We start from the raw sequence: 16,976 nt of genomic DNA on the forward strand, positions 1-16,976 counted from the left end.
TAAGGAGCGCGACATGGTAATCGGGATCGATATCGGCACATCCGGCGTAAAAGTCGTGTTGCTGGATGTGCAAGGGCAGGTGGCGGCGGTGGAAACGGCCCCACTAACGGTTTCCCGCCCGCATCCGTTATGGAGCGAGCAAGATCCCGAAAGCTGGTGGCAGGCCACGGATAAGGCAATGCAGGCACTGGCACAACGGCACGACCTGAGCACGGTGAAAGCTGTGGGCCTGACAGGACAGATGCACGGCGCGACCTTGCTGGACGCGCAGCATCGGGTGCTGCGTCCCGCCATTCTCTGGAACGACGGGCGCAGCGGCGATCAGTGCCGTGAACTGGAGCAGCGGGTACCTGACTCTCGGCGCATCACCGGTAACCTGATGATGCCAGGCTTTACCGCGCCCAAACTATTATGGGTGCAACAGCACGAACCAGACATTTTTGCCCGGATTGCCAGGGTGCTGCTGCCTAAAGATTACCTGCGCTGGCGCCTGAGCGGCGAGTTTGCCAGCGACATGTCTGATGCAGCCGGAACCATGTGGCTGGATGTGGAAAAGCGTGACTGGAGTGAGGAGATGCTCGCGGCCTGCGGGCTGGATCACAGCCAGATGCCAGCCCTGTTCGAAGGCAACCAGATTACCGGTACTTTATCAACCGCGATCGCGCAGCGCTGGTCGCTGCCGCAGGTGCCGATCGTGGCGGGCGGCGGCGATAACGCGGCAGGCGCGGTCGGCGTCGGCATGGTCGCGCCGGGGCAAGGGATGTTGTCACTCGGTACCTCCGGCGTGTACTTCGTGGTCAGCGAAGGCTATCTCAGCAATCCCGAGCAGGCGGTACACAGCTTTTGTCATGCGCTGCCGCAGCGCTGGCACCTGATGTCGGTAATGCTGAGCGCCGCTTCCTGCCTGGACTGGGCAGCGTCACTGACGGGCTGCGATGATGTCCCGCACCTGTTAGCCGAAGCGGAACGTGCAAAAGACGATGCGCCCCCCTTGTGGTTTTTGCCTTATCTTTCCGGTGAACGCACACCGCATAATAATCCGCATGCCTGCGGCAGCTTCTTTGGGTTTACCCACCAGCATGGGCGACCCGAGCTGGCGCGCGCCGTGCTGGAAGGCGTCGGTTTTGCGCTGGCGGATGGCATGGATGTGGTTCACGACTGCGGCGTAACACCCGAAAGCATCATGCTGATTGGCGGTGGAGCACGAAGTCGCTACTGGCGGCAGATGCTGGCAGATATCAGCGGACAAACACTGGACTACTGCGAAGGTGGCGATGTCGGCCCGGCGCTGGGTGCCGCCCGACTGGCGCAGATGGCAATGGATAACAACCTGACCATTCCGGCCCTGAAGCAGGTGCAGCGCCATGAGCCAGATCCGGCTCGTCATGCACATTATCAGCCGAGACGTGAGACGTTCAGTCGGTTGTATCAGCAGTTGCTGCCGCTGATGAATCTGTAATTCAGCCAGAGGGCAACGGTGTTGCCCTCTGGCTGCGCAGGGTTTTCATCGTCGCCGATCAAGGCTGTCCTGCTGGAAGAAATTCATATCTGAGCACGCATCGACGGCCTGCTTTTTCGGCTACGCGGATTGAGGGACGATTCCCCGGAACAATCGTGCCCGCTAACAGGGAATTTCGTTTACCCGAAAGACACAGCTGTTTTCTTAAAACCTGCTGAGCAAGGGATGCCAGCGATCTCCCTTGATATTCAGGCAATATCACTTCCTCAGTTATCTGGAATGCCTGAAGAAACCCTACCGTACCTTCCTCACAAACAATAAACCCGACACGTTGTGCTTCTTCATAAAGAATAAAAACACTGCCATCAGAAATTTTTTCCATCAGTGTCCTTTCATTCGTCGGCAGTAAACTTTCTTTCAAAGCAGGCATGGCTTCCCATGCCCGTTGATAAGCGTCAGTCAACCCTTGCATGCACCAGCTCAAACTTCTTGCGTCAGCGCGAATTAGTGTCAAATGATGTTCTTCAGCCTCGTTTCCCTTGCTGGTGAGGGCTGAGGCATAGATGAGTTGATCCGTTTCTCCGCATACAGGAATGTCGCCAGGCACGAGAATGCGAACACGCTGAGGCTTAATTTCTGACCATTCCCTGCAAATTTTCGTTATGACATGCGAAGTAATGGGGGCATCAAATGCCACGATATCGACAAAAGGACGGGCCAGATCGCCTGCCATGTAACGTGGGCCCGTCAGGTAATGCCCGCCATCCACATCGACCTGACGCTGAAGAAAATAATGCGCAGGGAGTCCCGTTTCCTTCCACGGAAACTGTGTGGCAAATGACATATCGCAACACCATGAGCGTTGCATGCTAAGCCATTTTTCCAACTGAAACCTTAAGGCTTCTTCTGTCAAAGGAAGACTTTTGTAGTAATCGAGTAAACTGGCCAGCATGGTGCGAACCCTGATGAATACGATGAAATCATTGCCTGTTTTCGCGCGGCGAAGTTCCGCATTGCGTCTTTCCACCAACATCGGCCTGGAATGAATACGCAAACAGCCAGTGTAACCATGCGCAATGGACGAATTCAGTTCAGCAAACGATCCGGGCATCCCCAGCCAACTTAAACCGGCTTCATTATAAAGCCGGTTAAGTGACATCAGCCGGGTTACTTAACCAATCGCCCCCAGCGCATCGTCCTGACTTTGCTTTTTCGGCAGCAGGAACAGCGTTGCTGCAATATCCAGCAGGTAGATCAGGGCCAGTAGCGTGATAGCAGCTACGAAGGAGAATTTACCCGCCAGCAGCCCGATTACCAACGGACCCAATCCACCGACGCCGCGCCCCAGATTAAACAATACGTTCTGCGCGGTCGCACGAACCTGCGGCGGAAAGGTATCTGAGATCAATGCGCCATAGCCGCCAATCATACCGTTGACGAACAGGCCCATCAGCGCACCGGTAAACAACATCACGGTCGGATCGCGCAGTTGCGCATAAACCACAACCATCACGACCGCACCGAACTGGTAAAGCAGGAAAATTTTCCAGCGCGCAAAGCGATCGGCCAGCACGCCAAACAGCCAGATGCCAAAGGTCATGCCCACCACGGTTACTGCCGTCCAGACGCCGGATTTGGTCAGACTGAAACCGAAGTTAGAGGACAGGTAGCTGGGCATCCAGATCATCAGGCCGTAATAACCGAAGTTCTGAACGGAACAGAGAATAAAGATCCCCAGGCTGGCTTTGCTGGTGGCACGGTCTTTAAACAGCAGTTTCAGTCGGGCGGGAAAGGACAGCGAGGGAACATGTTTAATTTGACGGGTGAAGCTCTCGGGTTCGCCCATGCTGCGGCGAATAACAAATGACACCAGCGCGGGCAGTAATCCCACCAGGAACATGCCGCGCCAGCCAATCACACTCAGTAAAGGCGGGGTGATAAATGCCGCCAGCAGTACGCCGAGTTGCCAGCCGATGCCGACCCAGGCCGAGGCGCGGTTGCGCTTTTCTGCCGGCCAGGCTTCTGCAATCAGCGCCATGCCGATGCCAAACTCACCGCCCAGTCCCATGCCCGCCAGCGTACGGTACGCCAGCAGATCCCAGTAACCCTGCGCCACTGCACACAATCCGGTAAAGACAGAGAACATCAGTATCGTGATGGTTAACACACGAATGCGCCCATAGCGATCGCTGAGGTGGCCAAACACAATGCCGCCGATGACCGCGCCGATCAGCGTCCAGGTCACCAGTGAACCAGCCTGTGACGGATCCAGTGCCAGCGACAGGCTGATAGCGGGCAGCATAAACCCGAGAATCAGCAGATCGAATCCGTCCATGGCATAACCGCTGACGGCAGCCAGCATCGCTTTCGCAGGCGTAATGCTCTGCTTAACAGGGAAAGAAGAGGACATGAGTGCGCACCCGTTGGTTAAAAAACTGGCGCAAGTATAAAGAGCTAAGAGGATGGGGTCTATGCAGAATAGCCGGAGCCGTGCGCCTTATGGCGCACGGTTGCGCGAGATCAAGACGGTTTGTTGCTACCGTCGTCGTCACCGGATAACAGCGCGTCCAGCCTGTCGCCGCCCACGTGACGGAAATCCTGACCTTTCACGAAGTAGAAAATGATTTCGCAGATATTCTGGCAGCGGTCACCGATACGTTCGATGGCGCGGGCGCAAAACAGCGCCGTCAGAACGCTGGGAATCGTCCGAGGATCTTCCATCATGTAAGTCATCAGCTGACGCACAATGCCTTCGTACTCTTTATCCACTTTCTTGTCTTCGCGGTAGATCTGCACGGCTTCGTTAAGATCCATGCGCGCAAAGGCATCCAGCACATCATGCAGCATCTGCACAGTATGACGGCCCAGCGATTCCAGGCTGACCAGCAGCGGCAGATGTTGCTGGCCAAACTTCTCCAGCGCAGTGCGGCTGATTTTCTCGGCAACATCGCCGATGCGTTCCAGTTCGGAGATGGTTTTGATAATCGCCATGACCAGACGCAAATCGATAGCGGTAGGCTGACGTTTGGCGATGATGCGCACACAGGCTTCATCAATCTCCACTTCCATCATGTTGACCTTCTGGTCGCCATCAATGACGCGCTGGGCCAGTTCGCCATCCAGATTATGCATGGCGGTAATGGCATCGGTCAGCTGCTGCTCAACCATGCCGCCCATGATCATCACCTGCGTGCGGATGTGCTCCAGCTCAGCGTTAAACTGACCGGAGATGTGTTTATTCAGATTTAAACTGTCCATGGCGATCTCCTGTCTAATCAGCCGTAGCGACCTGTAATGTAGTCTTCCGTTTGTTTCTGTGCCGGCTTGGTGAACAGCGTGTCGGTGTCGCTGAACTCAATCAGTTCGCCCAGATACATAAACGCCGTGTGGTCGGAACAACGTGCCGCCTGCTGCATGTTGTGTGTCACGATCACGACGGTGTAATCCTGCTTCAGTTCAGTAATGAGTTCTTCGATACGGCCGGTAGATATGGGATCCAGCGCTGAACAGGGCTCATCCAGCAGCAGGACTTCCGGACGAATGGCGATACCGCGCGCAATACACAGACGCTGCTGCTGGCCGCCTGACAGACTGTAGCCACTCTGATGCAGCTTGTCTTTGGTTTCAGTCCACAGGGCTGCCTTGGTAAGCGCCCACTGCACACGCTCGTCCATATCGGCGCGAGACAGCTTTTCAAACAAGCGCACGCCAAAGGCGATATTGTCATAAATCGACATCGGGAAAGGCGTCGGCTTCTGGAACACCATGCCAACCCGGGCGCGCAGCAGGGCGATATCCTGGTTGGACGCCAGAATGTTGTCACCGTCCAGCAGAATATCCCCTTCCGCGCGCTGCTCGGGATAGAGCGAATACATTTTATTGAAGGTTCGCAGCAAAGTGGATTTACCACAGCCTGAAGGGCCGATAAAGGCCGTCACCTGATTCTTCGCAATATCCAGGTTGATGTTCTTCAGAGCGTGAAACTTGCCGTAATAAAAATTCAGATTACGGACCTGAATCTTACCCGCTGATGCAGTCGCAGTACTCATTGCTTTTCTCTCTTATACGACACCGCACAGGGCCGTGTCAGTCGTTAACCGTGTTTACCCTTGGCGAATACCACGCGTGCTACGATATTTAACAGCAACACACAGAGGGTAATAATCAGTACGCCCGCCCAGGCCAGACTTTGCCACTCGGCGAACGGACTCATCGCAAATTTAAAGATGGTGACCGGAAGGTTTGCCAGCGGCTGCATCATGTCGGTGCTCCAGAACTGGTTCGACAGCGCAGTAAACAGCAGCGGCGCGGTTTCGCCCGCGATGCGCGCTACCGCCAGCAGCACACCCGTAATAATCCCGGATACGGACGCTTTCAGCGTAATGGCGGAAATCATCTTCCATTTCGGCGTACCCAGCGCATAGGCTGCTTCGCGCATGCTGTCAGGTACCAGTCGTAACATGTTTTCCGTCGTGCGAATCACTATTGGAATCTGTAACAACGCCAGCGCTATCACACCTGCCCAGCCTGAGAAGTGGTGCATCTGCGCCACGACAATGGTGTAGACAAACAGGCCCACAACAATCGATGGGGCAGACAGCAGGATGTCGTTAATGAAACGAATCACTTCCGCCAGTAAAGACTTACGACCATATTCTGCCAGATACACACCCGCCAGAATGCCCAGTGGCGTGCCAATGAATGTCGACCATAAAATCAGTAAACCGCTACCTACCAGCGCATTGGCTAATCCGCCTCCCGCCGTGTTTGGCGGCGGTGTGGACTCGGTAAACAGCGACCATGAAAGCCCGTCAATGCCGCGGCTCACGGTGGTAAACAAAATCCAGACCAGCCAGAATAAGCCAAATGCCATCGTCAGCAAGGACAGCGTTAAGGCGATTTTGTTCTTGGTGCTACGCCACGACTGCATTTTGCGACGTGACGCTTCCAGTTCGGCCCGAGCCTGTACTTCCATTGTTGTCATGATCGCGCTCCTTCACTTTTTGCCAGACGCATAATCATTAACTTGGAAATCGCCAGCACAATAAAGGTGATAACAAACAGAATCAGGCCCAGTTCCATCAGTGCCGCTACGTGAACACCCGATTCGGCTTCAGCAAACTCATTCGCCAGTGCCGAGGTGATACTGTTGCCTGGCATAAACAGTGAGGCACTGTCGAGCTGGTAGGTGTTACCGATAATAAAGGTGACCGCCATGGTTTCGCCCAGCGCACGTCCCAGGCCCAGCATGATGCCGCCGATGACGCCGTTTTTAGTAAACGGCAACACGATGCGCCAGATCACTTCCCACGTGGTGCAGCCAATCCCATAGGCTGACTCTTTCATCATCACCGGCGTCTGCTCAAACACGTCGCGCATGACTGAAGCAATATAGGGAATGATCATGATGGCCAGAATCACACCTGCGGCCAGAATACCGATACCAAACGCCGGACCGGAGAACAGAGCGCCAATAATCGGAATGCCCGAGAGGACATCACCAACGGGCGTCTGGAAATATTCTGCGAACAGCGGAGCAAAGATAAATAAGCCCCACATACCATAAACAATACTCGGAATCGCAGCGAGCAGCTCAATTGCGGTTCCCAGTGGACGTCGTAACCAGCCTGGTGAGAGTTCGGTCAGAAAAAGAGCAATACCGAAACTGACCGGTACCGCAATAATCAACGCAATGATTGAGGTGACAAGTGTGCCGTAAATCGGCACCAGTGCACCGAATTGTTCGTTAGGGGCGTCCCAGGTTTTGGTCCACAAAAACGCGAAACCAAATTTCTGTATGCTTGGCCAGGAAGAGAAGATCAGGGAGACGATAATGCCGCCCATAAGCAACAGAACAATCAGCGCAGAGAGTTTTACCAGCGCGCCAAAAATTCGGTCACCTTGCTTACCTGGGGCTTTGAATGCCGACTTCGTTGCAGCCATAGAAGTCTTCGTCCTCAGAAGTTATCAGGGCGGCAGACGCCGCCCTTGAAGGCTGACCAGCACGCAGGCTGGTCAGGGTCATTCACTTACTTATAAAGCGCTTTACCAGAACTGTCTTTGATATTGGCTTTCCAGGCAGCACGGATCTGCTGAACCACGCTCTCCGGCAGGGTGGCATAATCCAGCGCATTGGCCGTTTTACCGCCATCTTTGTAGGCCCAGTCAAAGAACTTCAGGACTTCGGCACCTTTCGCCGCATTAGTCTGATCTTTGTAAATCAGGATAAAGGTGGTTGAGGTGATCGGCCATGCATCATTGCCTTTCTGGAAGGTCAGATCCTGAGCAAACGATTTGCTCCAGTCTGCGCCTTTTGCGGCATTAGAGAAGCTGGTTTCGCTTGGCGCAACCGCTTTGCCGTCCGCATCCATCAGTTTGGTATAGGTCAGGTTATTCTGTTTGGCATACGCGTACTCAACGTAACCAATAGAACCTGGCAGACGCTGTACAAACGCTGCTACGCCATCGTTACCTTTACCGCCCAGACCGGTTGGCCAGTTAACGGTGTTGCCTTTACCAATTTTGCTGTTCCACTCTTCGTTCACTTTCGCCAGGTAGCTGGTGAAAACGAAAGAGGTACCTGAGCCATCCGCGCGACGCACCACGTTGATGTTGGTATCGGGCAGTTTCACGCCTGGGTTCAGTTTAACAATCGCAGGATCGTTCCACTTTTTGATGTTACCCAGATAGATGTCGCCAACGGTTTTACCGTCCAGCGTCAGCTGACCAGATTTGATGCCTGGCAGGTTAACCGCCAGCACCACGCCACCGATTACGGTAGGGAACTGGAACAGACCATATTTCTGCAGATCTTCGTCTTTCATAGGCGCATCGGAGGCACCGAAATCAACGGTTTTGGCGATAATTTGTTTTACACCGCCAGATGAACCAATGCCCTGATAGTTGATTTTGCTACCGGTGGCTTGCTGATACTCTGCTGCCCACTTGGCATAAACCGGCGCCGGGAATGTACCGCCAGCACCGGTCAGATCGGTGGCTGCAAATGCAGAAACCGCACTAACGGCAAGAGAGGCGGCGAGGATTCGGGCTACGGTGCTACGCATCAGTGTCATGTTCCCTCCAGGGGAGAAAAGTCAGGCTAAGTGCCTTTTTAGTAAGAGTCAGTGATTGCTGCAGGAGGGAAAATAGGACAGTTTAGTGACAGAAAAATGTAGTTAATATTACAGTTATATGACAGGCACAATTATTGCTCATTTCATAAGACTCCTCTCGAAAAGGACATGTTCGATGAGATTTATGAAGAAGCTTCTGGTGTGCAATGTCGTCCTGCTCTGTACGCTGGCAGGCTTAAAGGCGGATGATACGACACCCACGATTCATTTAGATAAATTTTATACCGCAGCTAATAACAGAGGCGCTCTGGCTATATTGGGTTATTACGGCGCCGTTAAACAATCATCCGTCGATGTTGAAGGTGTTATTGCAATGAAAGATAAGATTAAAGACTTAACAAAAACGCTATAAAATCAGGCAAATATCCTCAGTCAACTCGCCAAAAGCTAAGCAACAATGAGGATACGATCAATAACCTGCAGCGTTCACTCGATGAGGCTAACCGCAAAATCAGCGATCAACAGCGTGCACTGGAGCAATGCAGTAGCAAGATCAAATAAATGAAACGCGTGAATCCCGTCGGGGATTCACGCATAAGATGCATTACTCGACCGTTACCGATTTCGCCAGGTTACGCGGCTGATCCACATCGGTGCCTTTGATCAGGGCCACATGATAGGAGAGCAGCTGGAGCGGCACGGTATAGAAGATAGGCGCAATGGCCTCTTCGACGTGCGGCAGAGGAATGATTTTCATTCCTTCGCTGTCACTGAAACCGGCATCCTGATCGGCAAACACGTACAGCAGACCGCCACGCGCGCGTACTTCTTCGATATTCGATTTCAGCTTCTCTAACAGTTCATTGTTCGGTGCCACCACAATGACCGGCATATCGGCATCGATCAACGCCAGCGGACCGTGCTTGAGTTCCCCTGCCGCATAGGCTTCCGCATGAATATACGAGATCTCCTTCAGCTTGAGCGCCCCTTCCATCGCGATAGGGTACTGATCGCCACGGCCAAGGAACAGGGCATGGTGCTTATCAGAGAAATCTTCGGCCAGGTTTTCAATCAGCTTATCCTGCGCCAGCATTTGCTCAATGCGGCTTGGCAGAGCCTGCAGACCATGCACAATCTCGTGCTCTTTTTCTGCGGACATGCCGTTCAGGCGACCGAGTTTTGCCACCAGCATCAGCAGTACGGTCAGTTGAGTGGTAAAGGCCTTTGTAGAGGCTACACCAATCTCCGTACCCGCTTTGGTCATCAGCGCCAGATCGGATTCACGTACCAGCGACGAACCCGCGACGTTACAGATAGCCAGCGATCCCAGGTACCCCAGCTCTTTCGACAGGCGCAGCGCGGCCAGCGTATCCGCCGTTTCCCCCGACTGAGACAGGGTAATCAGCAGGCTGTTTTTACGTACCGCCGATTTACGGTAGCGGAATTCGGACGCAATCTCGACATCACAAGGGAGGTTTGCCAGCGCCTCGAACCAGTAACGCGAGACCATGCCAGAGTTGTAAGAAGTGCCACAGGCGATGATCTGGATGTGCTCAACCTTGCTGAGCAGCGCTTCTGCATTTGGCCCCAGTTCGCTGAGATCGACTGCACCGTGATTAAAACGCCCCGTTAAGGTGTTTTTAATCGCATTTGGCTGCTCATAGATCTCTTTTTGCATGTAATGGCGATAGATACCTTTATCGCCGGCATCATACTGTACGCTGGATTCGATCTCATCGCGGCGCACGGTATTACCCGCACGATCGACGATCGTAACATCGCGACGGCTGATTTCAGCGATATCGCCCTCTTCCAGATAAATAAAGCGGCGAGTGACCGGCAACAGGGCCAGTTGGTCAGAAGCAATGAAGTTTTCACCCACACCACGACCGATCACCAGTGGGCTGCCTGAACGGGCGGCCACCAGACACGATGGATCGCGACTGTCCATGATCACCATGCCATAGGCACCGCGTAGTTGGGGAATCACACGCTGCACGACTTCACGCAGCGAACCGCCCTTTTTCTGCTCCAGATGAACCAGATGCGCTACCACTTCGGTATCGGTTTCTGAGCTGAAATGGTAACCCTGCGCAATCAGCGCTTCACGAAGCGGCTCATGGTTTTCGATAATACCGTTGTGCACTATAACGATGTGCTCAGAAACGTGCGGATGCGCATTGGCCTCTGAGGGTTCGCCATGGGTTGCCCAGCGCGTATGCGCGATACCGGTTCCGCCGTTCAGAGGTTGTTCTTCCGCTGCGGCAGCCAGCATCTGAACTTTGCCCAGACGACGCAGACGGGTAACATGACCTTGCTGATCGACGACGGCCAGACCGGCTGAGTCATAACCGCGGTATTCCAGGCGGCGTAAACCTTCTAACAAAATTTCTGCGATATCACGTTGTGCTACTGCACCAACAATTCCACACATAAGTTATTTCCTGACTTCATGGCTGTTTGCCATTGCGTTGTCATATGACCTGATAGTCCGGCATCGCCGGTTCCCCGAGCCTTGTAGAGAGTGGGGATTATAGTTTTGGTACTGCAAGCGGCCCGTTTAGCCCGGGCCGTAAAAATTATTTTTTCTTCTGCGGGCGCTGCCAGCCGGCTTTGTGATTCTGCTCTTTACGGTTATAGACCAGATCGGCAGTGGAAATGTCTTTCATCACCGTTGTTCCGGCGGCAATCGTTGCGCCTGCCGCCACACTCACCGGGGCGACCAGTTGCGTATCCGAGCCAACAAATACATTGTCGCCAATAACGGTTTTGAATTTATTTGCGCCATCGTAATTGCAGGTAATCGTCCCTGCACCGATATTCACATTGGCACCGATCTCCGCATCACCCAGATAAGACAGGTGACCTGCTTTAGAGCCTTTCCCGAGTCGGGCTTTTTTCATTTCAACAAAATTGCCGACGTGGGCGGCCTGGGCCAGTTCACTGCCGGGACGTAAACGCGCGAACGGGCCGACCGTACAGTCAGTGGCCAGATTCGCATCCTCGATCACCGAATAGGGGCTAATCTCGCAATCATCGCTGATGACGCTGTTTTTAATGACGCAGCCCGTACCAATTTTGACCCGGTTGCCCAGCGTTACCTGGCCTTCAATAATGACATTGACGTCGATCTCAACGTCCCGACCATGCTGCAGCGTGCCGCGCAGGTCGAAGCGTGCCGGATCGCGTAGCATAACGCCCGCAAGCAGCAGTTTTTCTGCCTGCTCCTGCTGGTAAGTGCGCTCGAGAGTTGCCAGTTGCAGACGGTTGTTTACGCCATCAGTTTCGCTATTGCGTGCCGGATGTACCGCATTGATGACACGACCTTCCTGATGCGCCAGGGCAATGATGTCGGTGATGTAATATTCACCCTGAGCATTATTATTGGTAAGTTTTGCCAGCCAGCGTTTTAGATCACCACCGTTAGCGATCAGGATGCCAGTATTGATTTCATTAATGGCCAGTTGTGCAGGGCTGGCATCTTTCTGCTCAATAATGCCGACGATGGTGCCATTTTCACGCACGATGCGGCCGTAGCCCGTAGGGTTATCCAGTACGACGGTTAACAGTCCAATCCCGCCTTCCGGCTTCGCGTCGCGCAGACGTTGTAATGTCTCTTCAGAAATCAGCGGAACATCACCATAAAGCATCATGATGTCTTCGTCGTCTGCAAAGTGCGGAGCTGCCTGCTGCATGGCATGCCCGGTACCGAGTTGTTCTGCCTGCAACACCCAGTTAACGGCACTGTCGGTTAACGTGGCTTTGAGCTGGTCACCGCCGTGTCCGTAAACCAGATGAACCTGTTGCGCACCCAGCCCTTTAGCGGCATCAATGACGTGCTGAACCATCGGTTTACCTGCCAACGTATGCAAGACTTTTGGCAGATCGGAATACATACGGGTGCCCTTGCCAGCCGCAAGAATCACCACACTCATCGCACTGTTAGACATATCTATCCTGACTGATTTTTGACTGAGGAACGTTAAACGATTTAGCACTGAGATTACTACATTTTTCTCGTTCCGAAATTAGCTATTATCCCGCTATCCGGGCTTCAGATAAAAAAAATGCCAGCCCGATGGGCTGGCATTTCGTGACGCATAAAGCCGGATTACATCGCTTTTTTGGTCAGCTCGATCACGCGCAGTTTGGCAATGGCTTTCGCCAGTTCTGCAGAAGCCTGAGCATAGTCCACGTCGCCGTGGCTGCTGTTCATATGCTCTTCTGCTTTACGTTTTGCTTCCAGGGCACGCGCTTCGTCCAGATCGGTACCGCGAATAGCGGTATCGGCCAGAACGGTAGTGCTGCCAGGCTGCACTTCCAGCACGCCGCCAGAGAGGTAAATAAACTCCTCTTCGCCGTGCTGTTTCACGATACGGATCATTCCAGGCTTAATGGCAGTCAGCAGCGGGGCGTGGCCAGGGAAAATCCCCAGTTCACCTTCGCTACCTGACACCTGAATTTTCTGTACCAGACCAGAGAACAGTTGGCTCTCTGCACTGACAACATCCAGGTGATAAGTCATAGCCATAATTTTCCTCCTGGGAAACCGTTATTACAGTTTCTTCGCTTTTTCGACCGCTTCTTCGATGGCACCAACCATGTAGAAGGCCTGCTCTGGCAGGTGGTCAAATTCACCTTCCATGATGCCTTTAAAGCCACGGATGGTGTCTTTCAGCGTCACGTATTTACCTGGAGAACCGGTGAACACTTCTGCTACGAAGAACGGCTGAGACAGGAAGCGCTGAATCTTACGCGCACGTGCCACCAGCAGTTTGTCTTCTTCAGACAGTTCGTCCATACCCAGGATGGCGATAATGTCTTTCAGTTCCTGATAACGCTGCAGCAGTGACTGTACGCCACGTGCAACATCGTAGTGCTCCTGACCCACAACCAGTGGATCCAGCTGACGGCTGGTTGAGTCCAGCGGATCAACGGCTGGGTAGATACCCAGAGAGGCGATCTGACGACTCAGGGTGACTGTTGAGTCTAAGTGAGCAAAGGTAGTTGCCGGTGACGGGTCAGTCAGGTCATCCGCAGGGACGTAAACGGCCTGTACGGAGGTGATTGAACCGGTTTTGGTGGAGGTAATACGCTCCTGCAACACACCCATCTCTTCTGCCAGCGTTGGCTGATAACCTACCGCAGATGGCATACGACCCAGCAGTGCAGAGACTTCTGTACCAGCCAGGGTATAACGGTAGATGTTGTCGATGAACAGCAGAACGTCACGGCCTTCATCACGGAATTTCTCCGCCATGGTCAGACCGGTCAGTGCAACGCGCAGACGGTTACCCGGCGGCTCGTTCATCTGGCCATACACCAGCGCAACTTTGTCGATAACGTTGGAGTCAGTCATTTCGTGGTAGAAGTCGTTACCCTCACGAGTACGCTCACCCACGCCGGCAAATACCGAGTAACCTGAGTGCTCAGCCGCAATGTTACGGATCAGCTCCATCATGTTTACGGTTTTACCCACACCCGCACCACCGAACAGACCGACTTTACCGCCCTTCGCGAACGGACACATCAGGTCGATAACCTTGATGCCGGTTTCCAGCAGTTCCTGCGAGTTAGACTGCTCTTCATAAGAAGGCGCAGGGCGGTGAATAGAGGAAACCTCTACTGCACTGCCATCTTCTTCTTTCAGGTCGCCTTTCATGTCGATAGGCTCGCCCAGCACGTTCATGATACGGCCGAGGGTTGCTTTACCAACCGGTACCTGGATCGGTTTTTTCAGGTCGGCAACTTCCAGACCGCGCTTCAGGCCGTCAGAAGTACCCATGGCGATAGTACGCACTACGCCACCACCCAGCTGCTGCTGAACTTCCAGCACCAGACGAGCATCACCATTCTTAACCTCAAGAGCGCTGTACACTTGCGGTACTGCATCCTGAGGGAATTCGACGTCAACTACGGCGCCGATAATCTGGACAATCTTTCCAGCTGCCATCTTGAATCCTCTACCTAATTCCAAACCTGGTTAAACCGCGGAGGCTCCCGAGACGATCTCGGTAAGTTCCTGGGTGATGCTGGCCTGACGAGCTTTGTTGTAAACCAACTGCAGCTCTTTGATCAGATTTCCGCCGTTATCGGTTGCAGCTTTCATTGCCACCATACGTGCGGCCTGCTCACTGGCCAGGTTTTCCACCACACCCTGATAAACCTGCGATTCGACATAGCGACGCAGCAGCGTATCCAGCAGCGCTTTCGGATCGGGCTCGTACAGGTAATCCCAGGTCTTCGCCTTCATCTCTTCTTCACCTTCCGCTGGCGGTAACGGCAGCAGTTGGGTAATGGTCGGAGTCTGAGACATGGTGTTGTTGAACTTGTTGTTAACAATGTACAGCTTGTCGATACGGCCTTCATCGTAGGCCTGCAACATCACTTTTACCGGGCCAATAAGATCAGACAGCGCAGGCTTATCGCCCATGCCAGTGACCTGTGCCACTACATTGCCACCAACAGCGCCGAAGAATGACACGCCTTTCGATCCCACAATGGCCAGATCGCTCTGTACGCCTTTGTCGGACCAGGCCTTCATCTCTGCCAGCAATTTTTTGAACAGGTTAACGTTCAAACCACCACAAAGCCCGCGGTCAGTCGAAACGACCAGGTAGCCGACGCGCTTAACGTCGCGCTCATCCAGGTAAGGGTGCTTGTATTCCAGATTGCCTAACGCAAGGTGACCAATCACTTTGCGCATGGTATCTGCATACGGACGGCTGGCCGCCATGCGTTCCTGCGTTTTACGCATTTTGGAGGCGGCGACCATTTCCATCGCTTTGGTGATCTTCTGCGTATTTTTTACGCTTCCAATCTTGGTACGTATTTCTTTTGCGCCGGCCATTAGCTTCTCCTCAAAGCCTTGCGGCCTGCCTTTTCAGACAAGCCGCCAGACATTACCAGGACTGGGTTGCTTTAAACGTCTCGAGGAGGCCTTTCAGCTTCTCTTCGATGTCGTTATTGAAGTTACCAGACTGGTTGATTTCAGCCATCAGCTCGGCGTGATCGCGATCTGCGAACGCCAGCAGAGCCGCTTCGAAGCTACCAATTTTTGCCAGCTCAACGTCGTTCAGATAGCCGCGTTCCGCTGCGAAAAGAACCAGACCCTGTTGCGCGACAGACATCGGCGCATACTGTTTCTGCTTCAGCAGCTCGGTCACTTTCTGACCGTGGCTCAGCTGTTTACGGGTTGCATCGTCCAGATCAGACGCAAACTGGGAGAATGCAGCCAGTTCACGGTACTGTGCCAGCGCGGTACGAATACCACCGGACAGTTTCTTGATGATCTTGGTCTGAGCAGCACCACCTACACGGGATACAGAGATACCCGGGTTAACAGCCGGACGGATACCGGAGTTGAACAGGTTAGATTCCAGGAAGATCTGACCATCAGTAATCGAGATTACGTTGGTCGGAACGAACGCAGAAACGTCACCCGCCTGAGTTTCGATGATAGGCAGTGCGGTCAGAGAACCGGTCTGGCCTTTTACTTCACCATTGGTGAAGCGCTCAACGTAGTCAGCGCTAACGCGTGATGCACGCTCCAGCAGGCGAGAGTGGAGATAGAACACGTCGCCCGGGAATGCTTCACGACCTGGTGGACGGCGCAGCAGCAGAGAAATCTGACGGTATGCAACAGCCTGCTTAGACAGGTCATCGTATACGATCAGCGCATCTTCACCGCGGTCACGGAAGTATTCGCCCATGGCGCAACCCGCATACGGAGCCAGGTACTGCAGTGCAGCAGACTCAGATGCAGAAGCCACAACAACGATGGTGTTAGACAGCGCACCGTGTTCTTCCAGTTTACGTACCACGTTAGAAATGGTTGACGCTTTCTGACCAATCGCAACGTAGACACACTTGATGCCTGAATCACGCTGGTTGATGATGGCGTCGATTGCCATCGCGGTTTTACCGGTCTGACGGTCACCGATGATCAGCTCACGCTGGCCACGGCCGATTGGAATCATCGCATCGACAGATTTGTAACCCGTCTGAACAGGCTGGTCTACGGACTGACGATCGATAACACCGGGTGCAATCACTTCGACTGGCGAGAAGCCGTCGTTGTCGATTGCGCCTTTACCGTCGATAGGTGCACCCAGGGTGTTCACCACGCGGCCCAGCAGGCCACGGCCAACCGGTACTTCCAGAATACGGCCAGTACACTTGACCTTCATGCCTTCGGCCAGGTCAGCATACGGACCCATCACCACGGCACCTACAGAGTCACGCTCGAGGTTCAGGGCGATAGCGTAACGGTTTCCCGGCAGGGAAATCATCTCACCCTGCATTACATCGGCCAGGCCGTGTACGCGGATGATACCGTCACTTACAGAAACAATAGTACCTTCATTGTGAGCTTCGCTCACGACATTGAACTGAGCAATGCGCTGCTTGATCAGTTCGCTGATTTCGGTGGAATTCAGTTGCAT

General features: G+C 53.6%; 15 protein-coding genes. 2 read left to right on the forward strand and 13 right to left on the reverse strand.

From position 1 onward, the window contains the following. The first annotated feature begins 13 nt into the window (after positions 1-13). Positions 14-1,459: a xylulokinase gene (xylB, locus tag C7433_RS18255; RefSeq protein ID WP_110268682.1), complete on the forward strand. Its 1,446-nt coding sequence runs from the start codon at positions 14-16 to the stop codon at positions 1,457-1,459. Between the two features lie 58 nt (positions 1,460-1,517). Here xylB and C7433_RS18260 read toward each other — a convergent pair whose 3' ends face one another. From C7433_RS18260 to pstS, 7 genes are all read right to left on the reverse strand, one after another. Then, complete coding sequence (locus C7433_RS18260) at positions 1,518-2,618, reverse strand: GNAT family N-acetyltransferase (protein WP_052133176.1); 1,101 nt, start codon at positions 2,616-2,618, stop codon at positions 1,518-1,520. Between the two features lie 12 nt (positions 2,619-2,630). Then, positions 2,631-3,869: an MFS transporter gene (locus C7433_RS18265; protein ID WP_110268683.1), complete on the reverse strand. Its 1,239-nt coding sequence runs from the start codon at positions 3,867-3,869 to the stop codon at positions 2,631-2,633. A gap of 110 nt (positions 3,870-3,979) precedes the next feature. Further along, positions 3,980-4,717, reverse strand: coding sequence for a phosphate signaling complex protein PhoU (gene phoU, locus C7433_RS18270; protein WP_006121211.1), 738 nt, complete (start codon positions 4,715-4,717; stop codon positions 3,980-3,982). A gap of 17 nt (positions 4,718-4,734) precedes the next feature. Further along, positions 4,735-5,508 carry a phosphate ABC transporter ATP-binding protein PstB gene (gene pstB / locus C7433_RS18275; RefSeq protein ID WP_033737235.1) on the reverse strand — a complete coding sequence of 258 codons (774 nt, stop codon included), beginning with the start codon at positions 5,506-5,508 and terminating at the stop codon, positions 4,735-4,737. Positions 5,509-5,552: 44 nt separating this feature from the next. Beyond that, on the reverse strand, positions 5,553-6,443 hold the full coding sequence (gene pstA, locus C7433_RS18280) for a phosphate ABC transporter permease PstA (RefSeq protein ID WP_033737233.1): 891 nt from the start codon (positions 6,441-6,443) through the stop codon (positions 5,553-5,555). Next, a complete protein-coding gene (gene pstC, locus C7433_RS18285; RefSeq protein ID WP_006121208.1) occupies positions 6,440-7,402 on the reverse strand; it encodes a phosphate ABC transporter permease PstC in 963 nt (320 codons plus the stop codon). Before pstC ends, pstA begins: the two co-directional genes overlap by 4 nt. An 86-nt stretch (positions 7,403-7,488) precedes the next feature. Further along, the gene (gene pstS / locus C7433_RS18290; protein WP_006121207.1) at positions 7,489-8,532 is read right to left on the reverse strand and encodes a phosphate ABC transporter substrate-binding protein PstS; all 1,044 of its coding nucleotides are present in this window, start codon (positions 8,530-8,532) and stop codon (positions 7,489-7,491) included. Positions 8,533-8,716: 184 nt separating this feature from the next. On the opposite strand from pstS, the gene C7433_RS23950 reads away from it, so the two are divergent. Beyond that, entirely contained in the window at positions 8,717-8,944 is a 228-nt protein-coding gene (locus C7433_RS23950) for a hypothetical protein (RefSeq protein WP_226374602.1), read from the forward strand. Between the two features lie 192 nt (positions 8,945-9,136). Here C7433_RS23950 and glmS read toward each other — a convergent pair whose 3' ends face one another. The 6 genes from glmS to atpA all read right to left on the reverse strand — a co-directional run bounded on the left by glmS (position 9,137) and on the right by atpA (position 16,976). Beyond that, positions 9,137-10,966, reverse strand: a complete 1,830-nt coding sequence (glmS, locus tag C7433_RS18300) for a glutamine--fructose-6-phosphate transaminase (isomerizing) (protein WP_033737230.1) — start codon at positions 10,964-10,966, stop codon at positions 9,137-9,139. Positions 10,967-11,111: 145 nt separating this feature from the next. Beyond that, a complete protein-coding gene (gene glmU, locus C7433_RS18305; RefSeq protein WP_110268684.1) occupies positions 11,112-12,482 on the reverse strand; it encodes a bifunctional UDP-N-acetylglucosamine diphosphorylase/glucosamine-1-phosphate N-acetyltransferase GlmU in 1,371 nt (456 codons plus the stop codon). A gap of 161 nt (positions 12,483-12,643) precedes the next feature. Beyond that, entirely contained in the window at positions 12,644-13,063 is a 420-nt protein-coding gene (locus C7433_RS18310; RefSeq protein WP_013023936.1) for a F0F1 ATP synthase subunit epsilon, read from the reverse strand. 24 nt (positions 13,064-13,087) lie between these two features. After that, a complete protein-coding gene (atpD, locus tag C7433_RS18315; RefSeq protein WP_006121202.1) occupies positions 13,088-14,485 on the reverse strand; it encodes a F0F1 ATP synthase subunit beta in 1,398 nt (465 codons plus the stop codon). Between the two features lie 30 nt (positions 14,486-14,515). Then, a complete protein-coding gene (gene atpG / locus C7433_RS18320; RefSeq protein WP_006121201.1) occupies positions 14,516-15,382 on the reverse strand; it encodes a F0F1 ATP synthase subunit gamma in 867 nt (288 codons plus the stop codon). Positions 15,383-15,434: 52 nt separating this feature from the next. Beyond that, positions 15,435-16,976 carry a F0F1 ATP synthase subunit alpha gene (gene atpA, locus C7433_RS18325; protein ID WP_028725331.1) on the reverse strand — a complete coding sequence of 514 codons (1,542 nt, stop codon included), beginning with the start codon at positions 16,974-16,976 and terminating at the stop codon, positions 15,435-15,437.

This window comes from Pantoea sp. PNA 03-3 (genome assembly GCF_003201175.1).
Lineage (GTDB): Bacteria > Pseudomonadota > Gammaproteobacteria > Enterobacterales > Enterobacteriaceae > Pantoea > Pantoea stewartii.